General features: G+C 73.0%; 16 protein-coding genes. 12 read left to right on the plus strand and 4 right to left on the minus strand.

Annotated elements, in window-relative coordinates; genetic code table 11:
* Positions 1 to 43: 43 nt before the first annotated feature.
* Positions 44 to 1240 carry a hypothetical protein gene (locus tag SSPS47_RS19360; protein ID WP_203557882.1) on the plus strand — a complete coding sequence of 399 codons (1197 nt, stop codon included), beginning with the start codon at positions 44 to 46 and terminating at the stop codon, positions 1238 to 1240.
* Between the two features lie 269 nt (positions 1241 to 1509).
* Here SSPS47_RS19360 and SSPS47_RS19365 read toward each other — a convergent pair whose 3' ends face one another.
* Positions 1510 to 2661 carry an NADH-quinone oxidoreductase subunit D gene (locus tag SSPS47_RS19365; protein ID WP_147878366.1) on the minus strand — a complete coding sequence of 384 codons (1152 nt, stop codon included), beginning with the start codon at positions 2659 to 2661 and terminating at the stop codon, positions 1510 to 1512.
* Positions 2658 to 3641 (minus strand): SAM-dependent methyltransferase, encoded by a 984-nt coding sequence (locus SSPS47_RS19370; RefSeq protein WP_164252163.1) that lies wholly within the window; start codon positions 3639 to 3641, stop codon positions 2658 to 2660. Before SSPS47_RS19370 ends, SSPS47_RS19365 begins: the two co-directional genes overlap by 4 nt.
* Before the next feature lie 174 nt (positions 3642 to 3815).
* On the opposite strand from SSPS47_RS19370, the gene SSPS47_RS19375 reads away from it, so the two are divergent.
* The 3 genes from SSPS47_RS19375 to SSPS47_RS19385 all read left to right on the plus strand — a co-directional run bounded on the left by SSPS47_RS19375 (position 3816) and on the right by SSPS47_RS19385 (position 6367).
* On the plus strand, positions 3816 to 5018 hold the full coding sequence (locus SSPS47_RS19375; RefSeq protein ID WP_164252164.1) for a sensor histidine kinase: 1203 nt from the start codon (positions 3816 to 3818) through the stop codon (positions 5016 to 5018).
* Positions 5019 to 5087: 69 nt separating this feature from the next.
* Entirely contained in the window at positions 5088 to 5765 is a 678-nt protein-coding gene (locus SSPS47_RS19380; protein WP_164252165.1) for a response regulator transcription factor, read from the plus strand.
* Positions 5765 to 6367: an AAA family ATPase gene (locus tag SSPS47_RS19385; RefSeq protein WP_164252166.1), complete on the plus strand. Its 603-nt coding sequence runs from the start codon at positions 5765 to 5767 to the stop codon at positions 6365 to 6367. Before SSPS47_RS19380 ends, SSPS47_RS19385 begins: the two co-directional genes overlap by 1 nt.
* Before the next feature lie 58 nt (positions 6368 to 6425).
* On the opposite strand, the gene SSPS47_RS19390 is transcribed toward SSPS47_RS19385, so the two are convergent.
* Entirely contained in the window at positions 6426 to 7520 is a 1095-nt protein-coding gene (locus tag SSPS47_RS19390; protein ID WP_164252167.1) for a DUF5937 family protein, read from the minus strand.
* 54 nt (positions 7521 to 7574) lie between these two features.
* A complete protein-coding gene (locus SSPS47_RS19395; protein WP_164252168.1) occupies positions 7575 to 8765 on the minus strand; it encodes a beta-eliminating lyase-related protein in 1191 nt (396 codons plus the stop codon).
* A 155-nt stretch (positions 8766 to 8920) separates the two neighbouring features.
* Here SSPS47_RS19395 and SSPS47_RS19400 point away from each other — a divergent pair, with 155 nt between their 5' ends.
* The 8 genes from SSPS47_RS19400 (at position 8921) to SSPS47_RS19435 (ending at position 16148) form a co-directional block, all read left to right on the plus strand.
* Complete coding sequence (locus SSPS47_RS19400; protein WP_164252169.1) at positions 8921 to 9859, plus strand: DUF2520 domain-containing protein; 939 nt, start codon at positions 8921 to 8923, stop codon at positions 9857 to 9859.
* On the plus strand, positions 9856 to 10911 hold the full coding sequence (gene panC, locus SSPS47_RS19405; protein ID WP_164252170.1) for a pantoate--beta-alanine ligase: 1056 nt from the start codon (positions 9856 to 9858) through the stop codon (positions 10909 to 10911). The genes SSPS47_RS19400 and panC overlap by 4 nt, the downstream gene beginning before the upstream one ends.
* A complete protein-coding gene (locus tag SSPS47_RS19410) occupies positions 10908 to 12686 on the plus strand; it encodes an L-aspartate oxidase (protein WP_164252171.1) in 1779 nt (592 codons plus the stop codon). The genes panC and SSPS47_RS19410 overlap by 4 nt, the downstream gene beginning before the upstream one ends.
* Entirely contained in the window at positions 12683 to 13705 is a 1023-nt protein-coding gene (nadC, locus tag SSPS47_RS19415) for a carboxylating nicotinate-nucleotide diphosphorylase (protein ID WP_164252172.1), read from the plus strand. Before SSPS47_RS19410 ends, nadC begins: the two co-directional genes overlap by 4 nt.
* Positions 13705 to 14502, plus strand: a complete 798-nt coding sequence (locus SSPS47_RS19420) for a type III pantothenate kinase (protein WP_164252173.1) — start codon at positions 13705 to 13707, stop codon at positions 14500 to 14502. The genes nadC and SSPS47_RS19420 overlap by 1 nt, the downstream gene beginning before the upstream one ends.
* Positions 14503 to 14707: 205 nt before the next feature.
* Complete coding sequence (locus SSPS47_RS19425; RefSeq protein WP_164254728.1) at positions 14708 to 15319, plus strand: hypothetical protein; 612 nt, start codon at positions 14708 to 14710, stop codon at positions 15317 to 15319.
* A gap of 13 nt (positions 15320 to 15332) precedes the next feature.
* Positions 15333 to 15512 carry a hypothetical protein gene (locus SSPS47_RS19430; RefSeq protein WP_147878356.1) on the plus strand — a complete coding sequence of 60 codons (180 nt, stop codon included), beginning with the start codon at positions 15333 to 15335 and terminating at the stop codon, positions 15510 to 15512.
* A gap of 102 nt (positions 15513 to 15614) precedes the next feature.
* Positions 15615 to 16148 (plus strand): BlaI/MecI/CopY family transcriptional regulator, encoded by a 534-nt coding sequence (locus SSPS47_RS19435; RefSeq protein WP_164252174.1) that lies wholly within the window; start codon positions 15615 to 15617, stop codon positions 16146 to 16148.
* Positions 16149 to 16155: the final 7 nt, after the last annotated feature.

Here is a 16155-nt window from a genome sequence, read left to right on the forward strand (position 1 = left end):
GGCCGACCCCCATTCCGCGTCCACGCGCGGTAAATTTCGGGCCATGCCACGTGGACGCCATCGCCATTCCCCGCCCCTCCACAGGATTCTGCCGCCGTCGGCCGTGGCGGGGGCCGCGGCTCTGTGCGCCGCGGGTGCCTGGCTCCTCGCGGAACCCGTGGCGCTCCGTGGTCTGGTGGCCGTCACCGCGGCCGCCGCCGCCACCGGCGCGTACCTGATGCGCAGTTGGGACTCGGCGGCGGGCAGGCGTGTCGCGGAGCTGTTGCGCGCGCGGGCGAGCGAGGAGTGGAAGACCGAGGAGCGAATAGCCGAACTCGAAGCCGATATCGACGAATCGCGCGAGATTCGCACCAGGCTGGAGACCAAGCTGCGCGCCAAGCGGGTCGAACTCGCGAAGCTGCGCGGTGAGCACGCCGCGCTCCTGCGGCGGTACGCCACGGCGGAGACGGCGCGGGCCAGCGCGCTGGAGGGCCGGCGGCAGCTCGCGATCGAGGCGGCCCAGGAGCCCAAGGCCCTTCCCCCCGCGGGCAGTACGCCCACCGCGTCGGTGTACTTCCGGGCCGCCAAGGCCCTGGACGATCTGACGCGCAACGGCATCACGCAGCACACCAGGCGGATCCTCGAAGACGCCCGCCGGCGGCAGCTCGCCGAACGCGCGGCCCGCGAGGCCGACGCGGAGGCGGAGCGGGCGAAGCAGGCCGCGAAGGCGGCGAAGAAGGCACGCGCCGAGCGGGCGGAACGGGAGCGGGCCGAGCGGGAGAAGGCGGCCGAGGAGCGGCGCGCGGCGGAAGCGGCGACGGCCGCCGAGCAGCACACCCGCCCGTCGTCCGCGCTGCCGCTGAAGGCCCGGCCGACGTCGTCCCTGCCCGCCACCCGCCCCCATCCGGGCGCCTCGGCGATCGTCCCGTACAGCAGGCGGCACCGGCTCCAGCGCGGCCCCGAGGGAGGGTTCGACTTCTTCGGTACGCAGAAGGGCGGCCCGGCGGCGATCGAACCGTCCGCCGACGCGACGGAGGACGGATCCCCCGACCGGGCGGCCGTGGACACCGGGGCCGGACGGCCGGAGCAGGCGCAGTTGGAGCGTGCGCAGCGCGAGGACCTGGCCGATGTGGCCGGCGAGGAGGCGTTGGCCCAGCGCGGGTCCGACGAACGGGCGGTGGGTCAGGTCATCGACCTGACCGAGCACGACGAGACCGAGCCGCTGCCGCTGGGCCAGCTGCGCAGCGCGATCGGCTCCTAGGTCCTGTCTTCACACTGGCGTCTGGCTCACGACGCCCGGCACGCCCGCCCGCCGCGTTGTCGGACCGCCCGAGTACGCCCGGTACGGATGCGATCCTCCGTCCTGCGATCGCACGCACCGGACGCCGTGAGCCCCGCCCTGCGGGCGGACGACGCCAGTTCGAAGACAGGACCCAGGACGCGTCCGGGCAGTAGCGCCCTCCGCCCGCGGCGAGGGCCGGGCGGGACTTCGCGGACACGCCCTGGACCTGGACGGCCGCCGGGTCGGTCCTACTTGTCGATGTCGCCCACGACGAAGAAGAGCGAGCCGAGGATCGCCACCATGTCGGCCACCAGGGTGCCCGGCAGCAGTTCGGTGAGGGCCTGGATGTTGTTGAAGGACGCCGAGCGCAGCTTCAGCCGGTACGGCGTCTTCTCGCCCTTCGACACCAGGTAGTAGCCGTTGATGCCGAGCGGGTTCTCGGTCCACGCGTACGTGTGTCCCTCCGGCGCCTTGAGGACCTTGGGCAGCCGCTGGTTGATCGGACCGGGCTCCAGGTCGGCGATGCGGTCCAGGCACGCGTCCGCGAGGTCCAGCGAGTTGTGGGTCTGTCCCAGCAGGCACTCGAAGCGGGCCAGGCAGTCGCCGTCCTCACGGGTCACGACCCTGAGCGTGTCCTGGAGTTCGCCGTAGGCGAGATACGGCTCGTCGCGGCGCAGATCGAAGTCGACGCCCGAGGCCCGCGCGATCGGTCCCGAGACCCCGTACGCGTGCACGGCCCGCGCCGAGAGGACGCCCACACCACGGGTGCGGCCCCGGAAGATCTCGTTGCCGAGGACCAGCCTGTCGTACACGTCCATCCGCGAACGGACCTCGGAGACCGCGTGCCTGGCACGGTCCAGCCAGCCCGCGGGCAGGTCCTCCTTGAGTCCGCCGACCCGGTTGAACATGAAGTGCATCCGGCCGCCGGAGATCTCCTCCATGACGGCCTGGAGCTCCTCGCGTTCCCGGAAGGCGTGGAACACCGGGGTGATCCCGCCCAGTTCGAGGGGGTAGGAGCCGAGGAACATCAGATGGTTGAGCATCCGGTTCAGCTCGGCGAGCAGGGTCCGGGTCCAGACGGCGCGCTGCGGCACCTCCATACCGAGCATGCGCTCGACGGCCATCACCACACCCAGCTCGTTGGAGAACGCCGACAGCCAGTCGTGGCGGTTGGCGAGCATCACGATCTGGCGGTAGTCGCGCGCCTCGAACAGCTTCTCGGCGCCGCGGTGCATATAGCCGATGACCGGCTCGGCGTGCTGGATCACCTCGCCGTCGAGTACCAGTCGCAGCCGGAGCACACCGTGTGTGGAGGGGTGCTGGGGCCCGATGTTGAGCACCATGTCCGTGCTCTCGGCCGCGCCGCCGATGCCGACCGTCGTGCGGGTGGTCTCCGTCATGGGGCCCAGTCTCTCAGAGCGGTCCCGACGGGGGTCATCAGCCAGCCGAAGTCGCCGAGACCGCCGCGGGCGGTCAGTTCGGCGGCCTGGCCGGCGGTGGCGAGCGCGCCCACGTAGGAGGCGGGGTCGGTCGCGGCGAGGGAGAGCGGCGGGCGCGCCCCGCTGACACCGAGGCGGTGCAGGGCCTCGCGCTGGCTCAGTACGAAGGCCGCCGAACCGCCCCGGGCGCCCGCGCCGCCCCTGGCGTCCGCCGCGACCGCCGCCTTGCAGGCGTCCAGCGCGACATGCGCGGTGATGTCGCAGCTCCCGTCCGGCACCGGGCGCACCTCGCGGCCGTCCCGGAAGCCGGTCAGCGTCCCGAACAGCGGCCGGTCGCCCCGTACATGGGCGTAGTCGACGGCCACCGCCAGCCCTCGGTCCAGGGTCGCCACGGCGGCGGCCCACGCCTCGTCACGGGTGCGCCCGATCTCCGCCCGCGCCCCCGGTTCGGCCGTCGGCCACCAGCGCGCCAGCCAGTCGGCGTCCGCGCCGTCGACCGGGGCGCCGGGCCGCTCCGTACCGTCGGGGCCGACCAGGACGTACCGCACCGTCCCGTCGGGTCCGGTCTCGGCGACGTCCACCGGCACGTTGTCCAGCCACTCGTTGGCGAACAGCAGCCCGCGCACCCCGGCCGGCGGCCGGTCGGTCCACTCCACGCGCGCGTCCGGCCCCGGCGGGCGGGCGGCCCGTTCGACGGCGTACGGGGTGACGGCCAGCCCGTCCGGTACGGCGGCCAGGACCCCCGTCAGCAGCTCCCCGCGCCCCGCGCCGACGTCGACCAGCGCGATCTCGTCGGTGTCCAGCGCCTCCGCCGTCGCCACCAGCAGGCGCGCGACGGCCGAAGCGAACAGCGGGGAGGCGTGCACGGAGGTACGGAAGTGCCCGGCGGGTCCCTCAGGGCGCCGGTAGAAGCCCTCCGGGCCGTACAGCGCGCTCTCCATGGCCGCGGCCCACCCACGGGGCTCCGGGCCCCACGGAGCCCCGTGAGTCCCCTCGCGCTTACACGTCTCATCCGTCACGGGCCCAAGTCTCCACCTTGGGGAGTACGCGCCGACCGACCGGATCGGCCCTCCGGTTGACCCTTCTACCTTTCCCGCTTCCCTACGCTGGGTTACGTGCAGCGTCTCTATGATTTTCTCCGCAGGCACCCGACGGGCGTCGACAGCTTCTGGGCTGTGGTGCTCTTCGGGTTCTCCGTGCTGTGGGTGGGGGTGGAGAGCAACACCGGCGCCGAGCGGATGCTCGTGGCCCTCGTCGTCGTCCTTCTGCTGTCGCTGACCGTCGCGCTGCGCCGACGTGCCCCGGACAAGATGCTGCTGCTCATCGCCGTCCTGGGCGTGGTCCAGCTGCTGGCCGATATCAGCGTCAATCCGGCGGACTTCGCCATGCTGGCGCTGATCTACACGGTCGCCGCCCGAGGCGGCCCCCGCTGGGCCACCCGGCTGGGGCTGATCGGCGGGGTGGCCGCGGCGCCGCTGGCATCACTGCGCTGGCCTTCCACCGAGGCCAGCTTCAGCGGGCAGGTCTTCCTGACCGTCGTGCTGACCGTGCCCTTCGTGCTCGCCTGGGTGCTCGGCGACTCCATCCGTACTCGTCGCGCCTACTTCGCCGAGCTGGAGGAGCGCGCCACCCGGCTGGAGAAGGAGCGCGAGGCGCAGGCCAAGGTGGCCGTCGCGGCCGAGCGCGCGCGGATCGCCCGGGAGCTGCACGACGTCGTCGCGCACAACGTCTCCGTGATGGTCGTCCAGGCCGACGGCGCCGCCTATGTCCTGGACAGCGCCCCCGAGCAGGCCAGACAGGCCCTGGAGACCATCTCGGGCACCGGACGGCAGGCGCTGGCGGAGATGCGCCGGCTGCTCGGTGTGCTGCGGACCGGGGATGTGAAGGAGAGCGGCGAGTACGTGCCGCAGCCCGACGTCCGGCAGATAGAGGATCTGGTCGAACAGGTGCGGTCGGCGGGGCTCACCGTGGACTTCAAGGTCGAGGGCACCCCCCGGTCGCTGCCGAGCGGGGTGGAGCTCACCGCGTACCGGATCGTGCAGGAGGCCCTGACGAACAGCCGTAAGCACGGCGGACCCGATGTGCGAGCCAGCGTGCGTCTGGTCTACTTCGACGACGGGCTCGGACTTCTGGTCGAGGACGACGGGCGCGGCGCGGGCCACGAGATGTACGTGGACGGCGGCGCGGACGGCCGGGGGCACGGTCTCATCGGGATGCGCGAGCGCGTCGGCATGGTCGGCGGCACGCTCGACGCGGGGCCCCGCCCGGGGGGCGGCTTCCGCATCAGCGCGCTCCTTCCACTGAAGCCCGCGCACTGAGCGTCCACCGGCACCACCTCCGCCCTCTTCCCCACCGACCGCTGGACCCAACGGACAAGGAACCCGCCGATGTCGATCCGCGTGATGCTCGTCGACGACCAGGTGCTGCTGCGCACCGGTTTTCGTATGGTGCTGGCCGCACAGCCGGACATGGAGGTCGTCGCGGAGGCGGGCGACGGCGCGGAGGCGATCGAGAATCTGCGCGGCACCGCCGTGGACGTCGTCCTGATGGACGTCCGCATGCCACGGCTCGACGGTGTGGAGGCGACCCGCCGGATCTGCGCGGAGCCCGGTGCGCCCAAGGTACTCATCCTGACCACGTTCGACCTCGACGAGTACGCCTTCTCCGGGCTCAAGGCGGGCGCCAGCGGCTTCATGCTCAAGGACGTACCGCCGTCCGAACTGCTGACCGCGATCCGCGCCGTGCACAGCGGTGACGCGGTCGTCGCGCCGTCCACGACCCGGCGGCTGCTCGACCGCTTCTCGGCGATGCTGCCGAGCGGCAAGGAGAACGGCGCGGCCTACGGCGCGCTGGAGCGGCTGACCGGCCGCGAGCGCGAAGTCATGCTGCTGGTCGCCCAGGGCCTGTCGAACGGCGAGATCGCCGCCAGGCTGGTGCTCTCCGAGGCGACCGTGAAGACGCACGTCGGCCGCATCCTCACCAAGCTCGGTCTGCGCGACCGGGTGCAGGTCGTGGTGCTCGCGTACGAGTCGGGGCTGGTGCGCGCCGGGGGAGGCGCCCTCTGATGCTGCTGTGGATCAACGGGCCGTTCGGCGGCGGGAAGACACAGACCGCGCACGAGATCGCGCGGCGGCTGCCGGGCAGCGTCGTCTGCGATCCCGAGTACGTCGGGTTCGGGCTGCACCGCATGCTGCCGACGGGGCTCCGGGGCGACTTCCAGGACCTGCCCGTCTGGCGGCAGGGCGTCCACGACATGCTCGATCTGGCGCTGCGCGGGCACGAGGGCACCGTCATCGCCCCCATGACGCTCGTCGAGGACGGCTACTTCGAGGAGATCGTCGGCCGCCTGCGCGAGGAGGGGCACGACGTACACCACTTCGCGCTGCTGGCGGCGCGCGAGACCGTCCTGAAGAGGCTCACCGAACGCGGACTCGGGCTGGGACTCATGCGGGAGAGCTTCGCCGTCAGCAAGCTGGACCACTGTCTGGAGCGGCTGTCCCGGCCGGAGTTCGGCGAGCACATCCGTAACGACGGTCTGACGATTCCCCAGGTCGCCGACGCAGTCGCCGCTTCGGCCGGGCTGCGGCTCACGCCGAACACCGACAGCGCGTTCCGCCACCGGCTGCGGCGCGCCTGGACCGGCGTCAAGCACATCCGCTTCGACTGAACCGTAGCCGTAGCCGTAGCCGTAGCCGTGGCCCGCGGCCGTGGCGGCTCTGTTCCGGTCAGCGCAGCACGCCCTCCAGGAAGTCGCTGCCGAGCCGGGCCACGAGGGTCACGTCCAACTGGTGCAGCACATAGCGGCCCCGGCGGCGGGTCGTCAGCAGACCGGCCTTGCGCATCACGGCGAGATGCCGGGACACCTCGGGCGCCGAGATCCCGTACGTGTCGGCCAGCTCGCCCGTCGTGTACCAGCCCCGCGCGAGGCTCCGGCACATCCGCATCCGCATGGGGTGCGCGACCGCCTCCAGACGCAGCTTGACCGTCTCCACGGAGGGCGCGCCGCCCGACGGCTCCGGGCTGCCCAGCGGGTACTGGACGACCGGCTGCCAGCCGGGCGCGTACAGCGCCAGCAGATGAGGCCAGCCGAAGGCGGTCGGCACGAAGGTCAGACCCGATCCCGCGGCGCTCGTGCAGCCCGACGTGAGCTTGTCGATGACGACGGCCCGGCCCCCCGTCGCCGTCTTCGTCAGGCTCACCGCCGGCGAGACGGCGGCGACGGCGTCCGTTAGCCCCTTGCGGCGCAGCAGTTCGGTCTTGTGCCGGGCGTCGGCGGCCAGCTGGACCCGGACGCGCCGCCAGGTCTCGGCGAAGAACGCCTCGTCGCAGTCCTCCAGGAGCCGCCGTATCCACCCCCGGACGGCGGGCGGATCGGTCAGCATGCGCCGTACGAAGGCGGCCTGGTGCGGCCCCCGTGCCGCCGCCAGATCCAGTACGCGCTCGCGCGTCGCGCCGTCCGCCAGCGGGGACGGCGCGCCCGTGCCGTAGTGACTGGCGCAGGAGATCTCCAGCGCCGCGTCCACGTACTGCTCGTCCGGCATCGTGTCGAGGTCGTCCAGCTCCTCGGCCAGCGTCTCGCGGGGGCGGGCGGGCAGCAGGATGTCGGAGCGGGCGGACCGCCACAGGAAGTCCGCCTCGTGCAGCCGGTCGGCCAGCTCGGGCTTGAGGCCGGCGGACGTGGAGGTGACCCAGCCGTTCAGCCGGGCGTGGTGGCCGGGCTCGGACAGCGCGTGCAGGGCGGCGCCCAGCTCGGCGAGCGGGGAGGGGCCGAAGACGATGCGCTCGTGGGGCAGCCCGGTGATGTCGATGGTCACGCTCATGCACCCATGCTGCACGCCACCACCGACACCACGGCGGACGATTGACGCCCTCGGTCAATCGTCGGACGCGTTTCCCGCCACCACGCGCGCCATGAACTCAACCACGGCCCGCCGGACGTCGTCCGCCGTCCACTCCAGCCCGGCCGAACCCACCGTCACCTCCGCCACCGCCACGCCGGGCGGGCCCGCGCCCGACTCGAACCAGCGGCGGAACAGCGTCACACCGGTCTCCTCGGCCTGCCGTACCGCCGCCTCGTTGAGCACCGCCGCGCCGTACGGAAGCCACACCTGGAACTGGTGCGTGTGCGGCGTTCGCGGATGCACCCGGAACCACGGGGCCGCCGGTAGCCCCGCCGTGCCCGGCGCCGGCGCCCCAAGCCCCTCCGCCAGCGCCGTCGCGACCACGCGCGCGTGCGCCACGTACGAAGGCAGCCGGGGCAGCTCCCGTTCGAGCCCCAGCAGCGCGGACAGCGCCGCCGGATACTGCTGGAAGAGCTGTCCTCCGTACCGATGCCGCCACACCCGCGCCTCCTCGACCACCGCCGACGGCCCCACGAGCATCGCCCCGGACAGCCCGTCCAGGGACTTGTAGAAGGACACGTACACGCTGTCCGCGAGTCCCGCGATCTCCCTCAGGGGCCGGCCGAAGTGGGTCACGCACTCCCACAGGCGCGCGCCGTCGAAGTGCACCACCGCGTCGCGCTCGCGCGCCGCCGCCACCACGGCGACGAGCTCGTCCCACGTCGGCAGCACGAACCCCGCGTCGCGCAGCGGCAGTTCCAGCATCAGCGTGCCGAACGGCTCGTCAGCGGCGTGGATCTCCTCCGCCGTGGGCAGCCGGGGCGCGGACGTCGGATGGACCGTACGGAGGCCGCTGACGACCGACAGGGCGCCGCCCTCGTGCACCTCGGGGTGCGCCAGCGGATGCAGCGCCACCGTCGTGTTCCCGGTGCGCCCCGCCCAGCACCGCAGCGCCACCTGCTGCGCCATGGTCCCGGTCGGGAAGAACGCGGCGGCCGGGAAGCCGAGCAGGTCCGCCACCCGGCTCTCCAGTTCGGCGACGACCCCGTCCCCGTACACGTCCGTCCATCCGTCCAGGTCGTGGACCGACGACGCGTCGGCCGCCAGAGCGGCCAGCCGCTCACCGAGGGGCCGGTCGGCGGAGCTTCGCCAGAGGGTCCGTCCGGACGCCTTCCAGGCGGCCAGCCGTCGTCGTCGTTCGTCCCGTTCGCTGACGTCTCCCATGGGGGGATCATCGTCCACGGGGCGGACGGGTCCCAGTCCTTCAGCCGGGGCCGCCCACAGCCTGTGGACAGTCGGGGAATGCCACGAAACGCTGGCGTAGCATGGCGAGAAATCGTCCGGTACCCGTCGCGGACTGGAACGGAAGGCCCCGTCGCGTGAACGCATCAGCAGTTCCCAGAGATCCTCGTGACCCGAGGGACAGACCCGCCCGGCTCACGGTCGGAGTCGTCGGTTCCGGCCGCGTCGGGCCGACGCTGGCCGCCGCTCTCCGGCTCGCGGGCCATCGCCCCGTCGCCGCGTCGGGCGTCTCCGACGCCTCCGTACGGAGGGCGGCCGTCCTGCTCCCCGACGTGCCCCTGGTGACGCCCGCCGAAGTGCTCGCCCGCGCCGAACTGGTGCTGCTGACCGTCCCGGACGACGCCCTGCCCGGCCTGGTCGAAGGGCTCGTCGAGACCGGGGCCGTACGGCCGGGACAGCTGCTGGTCCACACGTCCGGGCGGTACGGCACGAAGGTGCTCTCCCCCGCGCTGCACGCGGGCGCGCTGCCGCTCGCGCTCCACCCCGCGATGACGTTCACGGGCACCTCCGTGGACGTCCAGCGGCTGGCGGGCTGCTCCTTCGGGGTCACGGCACCCGACGAACTGCGGCTCGCCGCCGAGGCGTTGGTCATCGAGATGGGCGGCGAGCCCGAGTGGATCGAGGAGGACGCCCGCCCGCTCTACCACGCGGCCCTGGCGCTCGGCGCGAACCACCTGGTCACGCTGGTCGCCCAGTCGATGGAGCTGCTCGGCAAGGCCGGTGTCGCGGCGCCGGACAGGATGCTCGGCCCGCTCCTCGGCGCCGCCCTGGACAACGCGCTGCGCTCCGGCGACGCCGCGCTCACCGGCCCCGTGGCGCGCGGTGACGCCGGCACCGTCGCCGCGCACGTCGCCGAACTGCGCGAGCACGCGCCCGCCGCCGTGCCGGGCTATCTGGCGATGGCCCGTACGACGGCCGACCGGGCACTCGCCCACGGTCTGCTCAAGCCGGGGCTGGCGGAGGACCTGCTGGACGTCCTCGCCGACGGCGACCACCAAGGGGGGAGCGGCCGATGAGCCTCGAACTGGCCTCCACGCGCGTGGAGCTGGACCGGCTGCTCGCACGCCACGGCGACCGGCCCCCGGCCGCTCACGGGTCCGCGCCGGCCGCCCGTACCGCCGTCGTCATGACGATGGGCGCCCTCCACGACGGCCACGCCGCGCTGGTGCGCGCCGCCCGGGAGCATGTCGGCGCGGCCGGTTTCGTCGTCGTCACCGTCTTCGTCAACCCGCTCCAGTTCGGCGCGGGCGAAGACCTCGACCGCTATCCCCGGACACTCGAATCGGACCTCAAGACGGCCGAGGCGGCAGGCGCCGACGCCGTGTTCGCCCCGTCCGTCGACGAGGTGTACCCGGGCGGCACGCCCCAGGTGCGGATCTCCGCCGGCCCCATGGGGGAGCGTCTCGAAGGCGCCGCGCGGCCCGGCCACTTCGACGGCATGCTCACCGTCGTCGCGAAGCTGCTGCACCTCACCGCCCCCGATGTCGCCTTCTACGGACAGAAGGACGCCCAACAGCTCGCGCTGATCCGGCGGATGGCCCGCGACCTGAACTTCCCGGTCGAGATCGTCGGCGTGCCGACGGTCCGTGAGGAGGACGGTCTCGCGCTCTCCAGCCGCAACCGGTTCCTCTCCGCCGCCGAGCGGCGTACCGCCCTCACGCTCTCCCTCGCGCTCTTCGCGGCGAGAGACCGCCTCGGGGCCCAGCACGCGCTGCGCGCCCGCGCGGAGTCCGCGCCCACGTCCAAGGCCCGTGCCGCCGCCCTCTCCGCGCTCGGCGAGGCCCGTGCCGCCGCCGACACCCACGCGGTGGCCAACGCCGCCTCCGGTACGCCGCCGACGCGCGGCTGTGGCGCGCACGCCGTACGGTCCGCGGCCCGCGTCGTCCTCGACCGGGCGGCCAGGGACCACCGGTCCTTCACGCTCGACTACCTGGCCCTCGTGGACCCCGCCGACTTCACCGAGGTCCCCGACGACCACACCGGCGAGGCGATCCTCGCCGTGGCGGCGCGGGTCGGCGCGACGCGGCTGATCGACAACATCCCCCTGACGTTCGGAGCCGCCCAGTGACCGCCGAGTCCGCCCGGCAGCCGGCGCCGGGCCCGCCTGCCGGCATCCAGCTCACCGCGCCCGTGCCCGGCTGGGCCATCGACGCCGACGTCGTCGTGGTCGGCTCCGGCGTCGCCGGACTCACCGCGGCGCTGCGCTGCACGGCGGCCGGGCTCAGAACGGTCGTCGTCACCAAGGCGCGCCTCGACGACGGCTCCACCCGCTGGGCGCAGGGCGGCATCGCCGCCGCCCTCGGCGAGGGCGACACCCCCGAGCAGCATCTGAGCGACACCCTCGTCGCCGGCGCGGGCCTCTGTGACGAGGAGGCCGTACGCACCCTGGTCACCGAGGGCCCCGACGCCGTCCGGCGCCTGATCGGGACCGGCGCGCGGTTCGACACGTCCGCGACGGGCGACCTCCAGCTGACCCGCGAGGGCGGCCACCACCGCCGCCGCATCGCCCACGCGGGGGGCGACGCGACCGGCGCGGAGATCTCACGCGCCCTGGTGGACGCGGTGCGCGACGCCTCCCTCCGTACGGTCGAGAACGCGCTGGTCCTCGACCTCCTCACGGATGAGCACGGCAACACCTCCGGCGTCACCCTCCATGTGATGGGCGAGGGCCAGCACGACGGCGTCGGAGCCGTCCGCGCCCCCGCCGTCGTCCTGGCCACCGGCGGCATGGGCCAGGTCTTCTCGGCGACGACCAACCCCGCGGTCTCGACCGGCGACGGCGTGGCCCTCGCGCTGCGCGCCGGGGCGGAGGTCTCCGACCTCGAATTCGTGCAGTTCCACCCGACGGTGCTCTTCCTGGGTGCCGGGTCGGAGGGCCAGCAGCCGCTGGTGTCCGAGGCGGTACGGGGCGAGGGTGCCCATCTCGTGGACGCCGACGGGATCCGCTTCATGCTCGACCAGCACGAACTCGCCGAGCTGGCTCCCCGCGACATCGTCGCCAAGGCCATCATGCGCCGCATGCGGGAGCGGGGCACCGAGCACATGTATCTGGACGCCAGGCACTTCGGCGCGCGGATGTGGGCCACGCGCTTCCCCACGATCCTCGCCGCCTGCCGGTCGCACGGCATCGACCCGGTCACCGAGCCGATCCCGGTCGCGCCCGCCGCCCATTACGCCTCCGGCGGCGTCCGTACCGACCTGCGCGGCCGTACGACCGTGCCGGGCCTGTACGCCTGCGGCGAGGTCGCGTGCACGGGTGTGCACGGCGCGAACCGGCTGGCGTCCAACTCCCTCCTCGAAGGGCTCGTGTTCGCCGAGCGCATCGCGGCCGACATCGCCGCGGTCGCGGCGGCCCCCCGCAACGGGCCCTCCGCCGTCCGGCCCCCGGCCACCGCGCACGGGGCGGCGGATTCCGCCGCTCTCCTGCCGCTCATCGCCCCCGACGCACGCCTCACGATCCAGCGGATCATGTCCGAAGGCGCGGGGGTCCTCAGGTCCGCCACGAGTCTGGGCACGGCCGCCGAGGCCCTGGAGGCCGTGTACCAGGACGCGCTGCGCCCCACGGACCGCGGAAAACCCGCCCAGCCGGGCGTCGAGTCCTGGGAGACCTCCAACCTCCTGTGCGTCGCCCGCGTCCTGGTGGCCGCCGCCCTGGAGCGCGAGGAGACCCGTGGCTGCCACTGGCGCGACGACTTCCCCGAACGTGACGACACCGACTGGCGCCGTCACCTCGTCGTGACGCTCGGGGCGGGCCGCGCCCTGGAGCTGAGCCGGACCGACACCCCCGCGTTTCCCGCCGTACGCCCAGCAGATCCCGCCGTCCCCATGGAGCCGTCACCGTGAGCACGCCCGAAGACAGTCCGCGCCCCGAGGCCGTGGACGTACCGCTCATCCAGATCGGCGCCCCGGCGTCGGCCGCCGGGGGCTGCGGGGACGGCTGCGGCTGTTCCGACGGCGAGGACTCCCTGGAGTGCGGTCTCGACCCCGCGCTGGCCACGCTGCTGGCCGAGGCCGGGCTCGACCCCGTGCAGGTGGAGGACATCGCCCATGTCGCCATCGGTGAGGACCTCGACCACGGCGTGGACGTGACGAGCGTCGCGACCGTCCCCGCCGACGCCGTCGCCACCGGCGACTTCACGGCCCGCAGGAGCGGCACGGTCGCCGGACTGCGCGTCGCCGAGGCCGTCCTCTCCCTCGTCTGTACGGAGGACTTCGAGGTCGAGCGGCACGTCGAGGACGGTGACCGTGTCGAGGCCGGTCAGAAGCTCCTCAGCGTCACCACCCGCACCCGGGACCTGCTCACCGGCGAGCGCAGCGCGCTCAACCTCCTGTGCAGGCTCTCCGGCATCGCGACCGCCACGCGCGCGTGGGCCGACGCGCTGGAGGGCACCGGCGCGAAGGTGCGCGACACCCGTAAGACGACACCCGGTCTGCGCGCCCTGGAGAAGTACGCCGTGCGCTGCGGCGGCGGCGTCAACCACCGGATGTCGCTCTCCGACGCCGCCCTCGTCAAGGACAACCACGTGGTGGCGGCCGGCGGGGTCGCCGAGGCCTTCAAGGCCGTACGGGACCAGTTCCCCGACCTCGCGATCGAGGTGGAGACCGACACGCTCCAGCAGGTTCGCGAAGTCCTCGACGCGGGCGCCGACCTGATCCTGCTGGACAACTTCACCCCGGCCGAGACCGCCGAGGCCGTCGCGCTCGTCGCCGGCCGGGCCCTGCTGGAGTCGTCCGGCACGCTGGTCCTGGAGAACGCCCGCGCGTACGCCGAGACCGGCGTCGACTATCTCGCCGTCGGAGCCCTCACGCACTCCGCCCCGATCCTCGACATCGGCCTCGACCTGCGCGAGGCGGGTGTCTGATGCTGCTCACCATCGATGTCGGCAACACCCACACCGTGCTCGGTCTGTTCGACGGCGAGGAGATCGTCGAGCACTGGCGCGTGTCCACCGATTCGCGCCGCACGGCCGACGAACTCGCCGTCCTCCTCCAGGGCCTGATGGGAATGCATCCGCTGCTCGGCGACGAGCTGGGTGACGGTATCGAGGGCATCGCGATCTGCTCCACCGTGCCGTCCGTCCTGCACGAACTGCGCGAGGTGACCCGCCGGTACTACGGAGACGTGCCCGCGGTCCTGGTCGAGCCCGGCATCAAGACCGGTGTACCGATCCTGGTCGACAACCCGAAGGAGGTCGGCGCCGACCGGATCATCAACTCGGTCGCCGCCGTCGAGCTGTACGGCGGTCCCGCGGTCGTCGTCGACTTCGGTACGGCCACGACGTTCGACGCGGTCAGCGCGCGCGGGGAGTACACGGGCGGGGTCATCGCGCCCGGCATCGAGATCTCCGTCGAGGCGCTCGGCATCAGGGGCGCCCAGCTCCGCAAGATCGAGCTGGCGAGGCCGCGCAGTGTCATCGGCAAGAACACGGTCGAGGCGATGCAGTCGGGCATCGTGTACGGATTCGCCGGCCAGGTCGACGGGGTCGTCACACGGATGGCGCGCGAGCTGGCCGAGGACCCGGGCGAGGTGACCGTGATCGCGACGGGCGGCCTGGCGCCGATCATCCTCGGTGAGTCGTCGGTGATCGACGAGCACGAGCCGTGGCTGACGCTGATCGGTCTGCGACTGGTGTACGAGCGCAACGTGTCGCGCATGTAGGGCCGTCGTTCGCGGGGTCCGTCGTCCGGATCGGGCCGCCGGGCCGGGCGCGGGTCCGGCCCGGCACGTCAGCCCGCCGGTGGGCGGGCCCGTCCGAACGGCGGCCCCCGGCCCCCGCCGCGCCGCTGCCGTCGCGTTTAGACGATTTTGTGCGGTTCGTGAGTATCGTCACCTCATGCCCACGCCATACGGATCCCGCGGCGGCATGGCGTTCGGCGCAGACGAGCTGCGTGTGCTCCGAGGCGCCCTCGCCGTCGCACTCCACCCCGCTCCCCTCCCCGACGAGGACGTCCAGGCATGCCTGCGCCTCGCCGAGTCCGTGGACGAAGCGGTCCGCGAGGCCGGCCGGCTGCGCGCGTTCCTCCTCGCCGACCTCGCCCGCTACCGCGCCGCGCTTCCCGGCTCGGCCGCCGGGTATCTGGAGCTTCTCCAGGACGCCCTGGCCGCCGGGTACGACCCCCGCCCGGAGGACCTCATGGCTCTGCGTACCCTGCGCCCCGCACCCGCCGCCACCGCGCTGCTCGACCGCTGCCGGCTGATCGCCGAGAACTCCGTACGGGCCCGCCTCGCCGGCCGCTCGCCCGCCGCGCCCGCGCCCCGTACCCGGCTGCTGGCGCTCCAGGGAGGCCGCGCCGCCGCCGACCCGGACCGGCCGAAGGAGGAGCCGGGAAAGGCGCCGGGGAAAGCGCCCGCGCCGCCCCGCCGCCCGGCGGCCCCGGGGCGTCCCGCCACCGAGCGCCCGATGCCCAAGCCGTCCGAGGTCTTTCCGCCACGCCGTAAGCCCACGCCCCCGGCGGAACGACGGGCCGCCGGATAGCTACTCTGGTCCCATGGACTACGTATCCGCTCTCCTGCCGCCCGTGGTGATGGCCGCCTTCTTCATCGGCCTGGTCGTGACGATCGTCAAAAGCCAGGGCGGGGACAACAAGTCGAAGGAGGACGCGGCCGTGGACGCGGCGATCGCCCGCGCGGAGGCCGCGGAGCAGCCGGGTGCTCCGTCGGGCGCCTGACGTAACGAGCTGTAGATCAGGACGTACGACTTCCACCAGTCGTACGTCCTTTTTGTTACGTCAATAACCGGCCATTCGGACATCTCGCACTATGGTTGCGGTGTGCCCCGCCAATTGGGAGACCTGGAAGACGCCGTCATGAGTCGCGTCTGGCAATGGAACCGTCCGGTCACCGTCCGGGAAGTCCTCGAAGACCTTCAGCGGGAACGGTCCATCGCCTACACGACCGTCATGACCGTAATGGACAATCTCCATCAGAAGGGCTGGGTGCGCAGGGAAGTCGACGGCCGTGCCTATAGATATACGGCGGTCTCCACCCGTGCCGCCTACGCGGCCGCGCTGATGAACGAAGCCTGGTCGAAGAGTGACAGCCCGGCGGCCGCTCTTGTCGCCTTCTTCGGGATGATGTCGCCGACACAGCGCGACGCCCTGGAGGACGCGGTCCGTATGGTGCGCCGCGACCAGCCGGAAGTCGGTCCGGAAGCCGCGGTGGGGACGGCGCCGGAAGTCCTGCCTGAAACCCCGTCAGAAACCGCACCCGAAGTGCCGGCCGAAGAGCCCGCCGAAGTCCCCGGCGATGTGCCCGCCGAAGTCCCGACCGAGGGCGCCGACCGAGAGCATCCAGCGGGGCGATAGCGTCCAG

It is taken from the genome of Streptomyces sp. S4.7 (genome assembly GCF_010384365.1).
Lineage (GTDB): Bacteria > Actinomycetota > Actinomycetes > Streptomycetales > Streptomycetaceae > Streptomyces.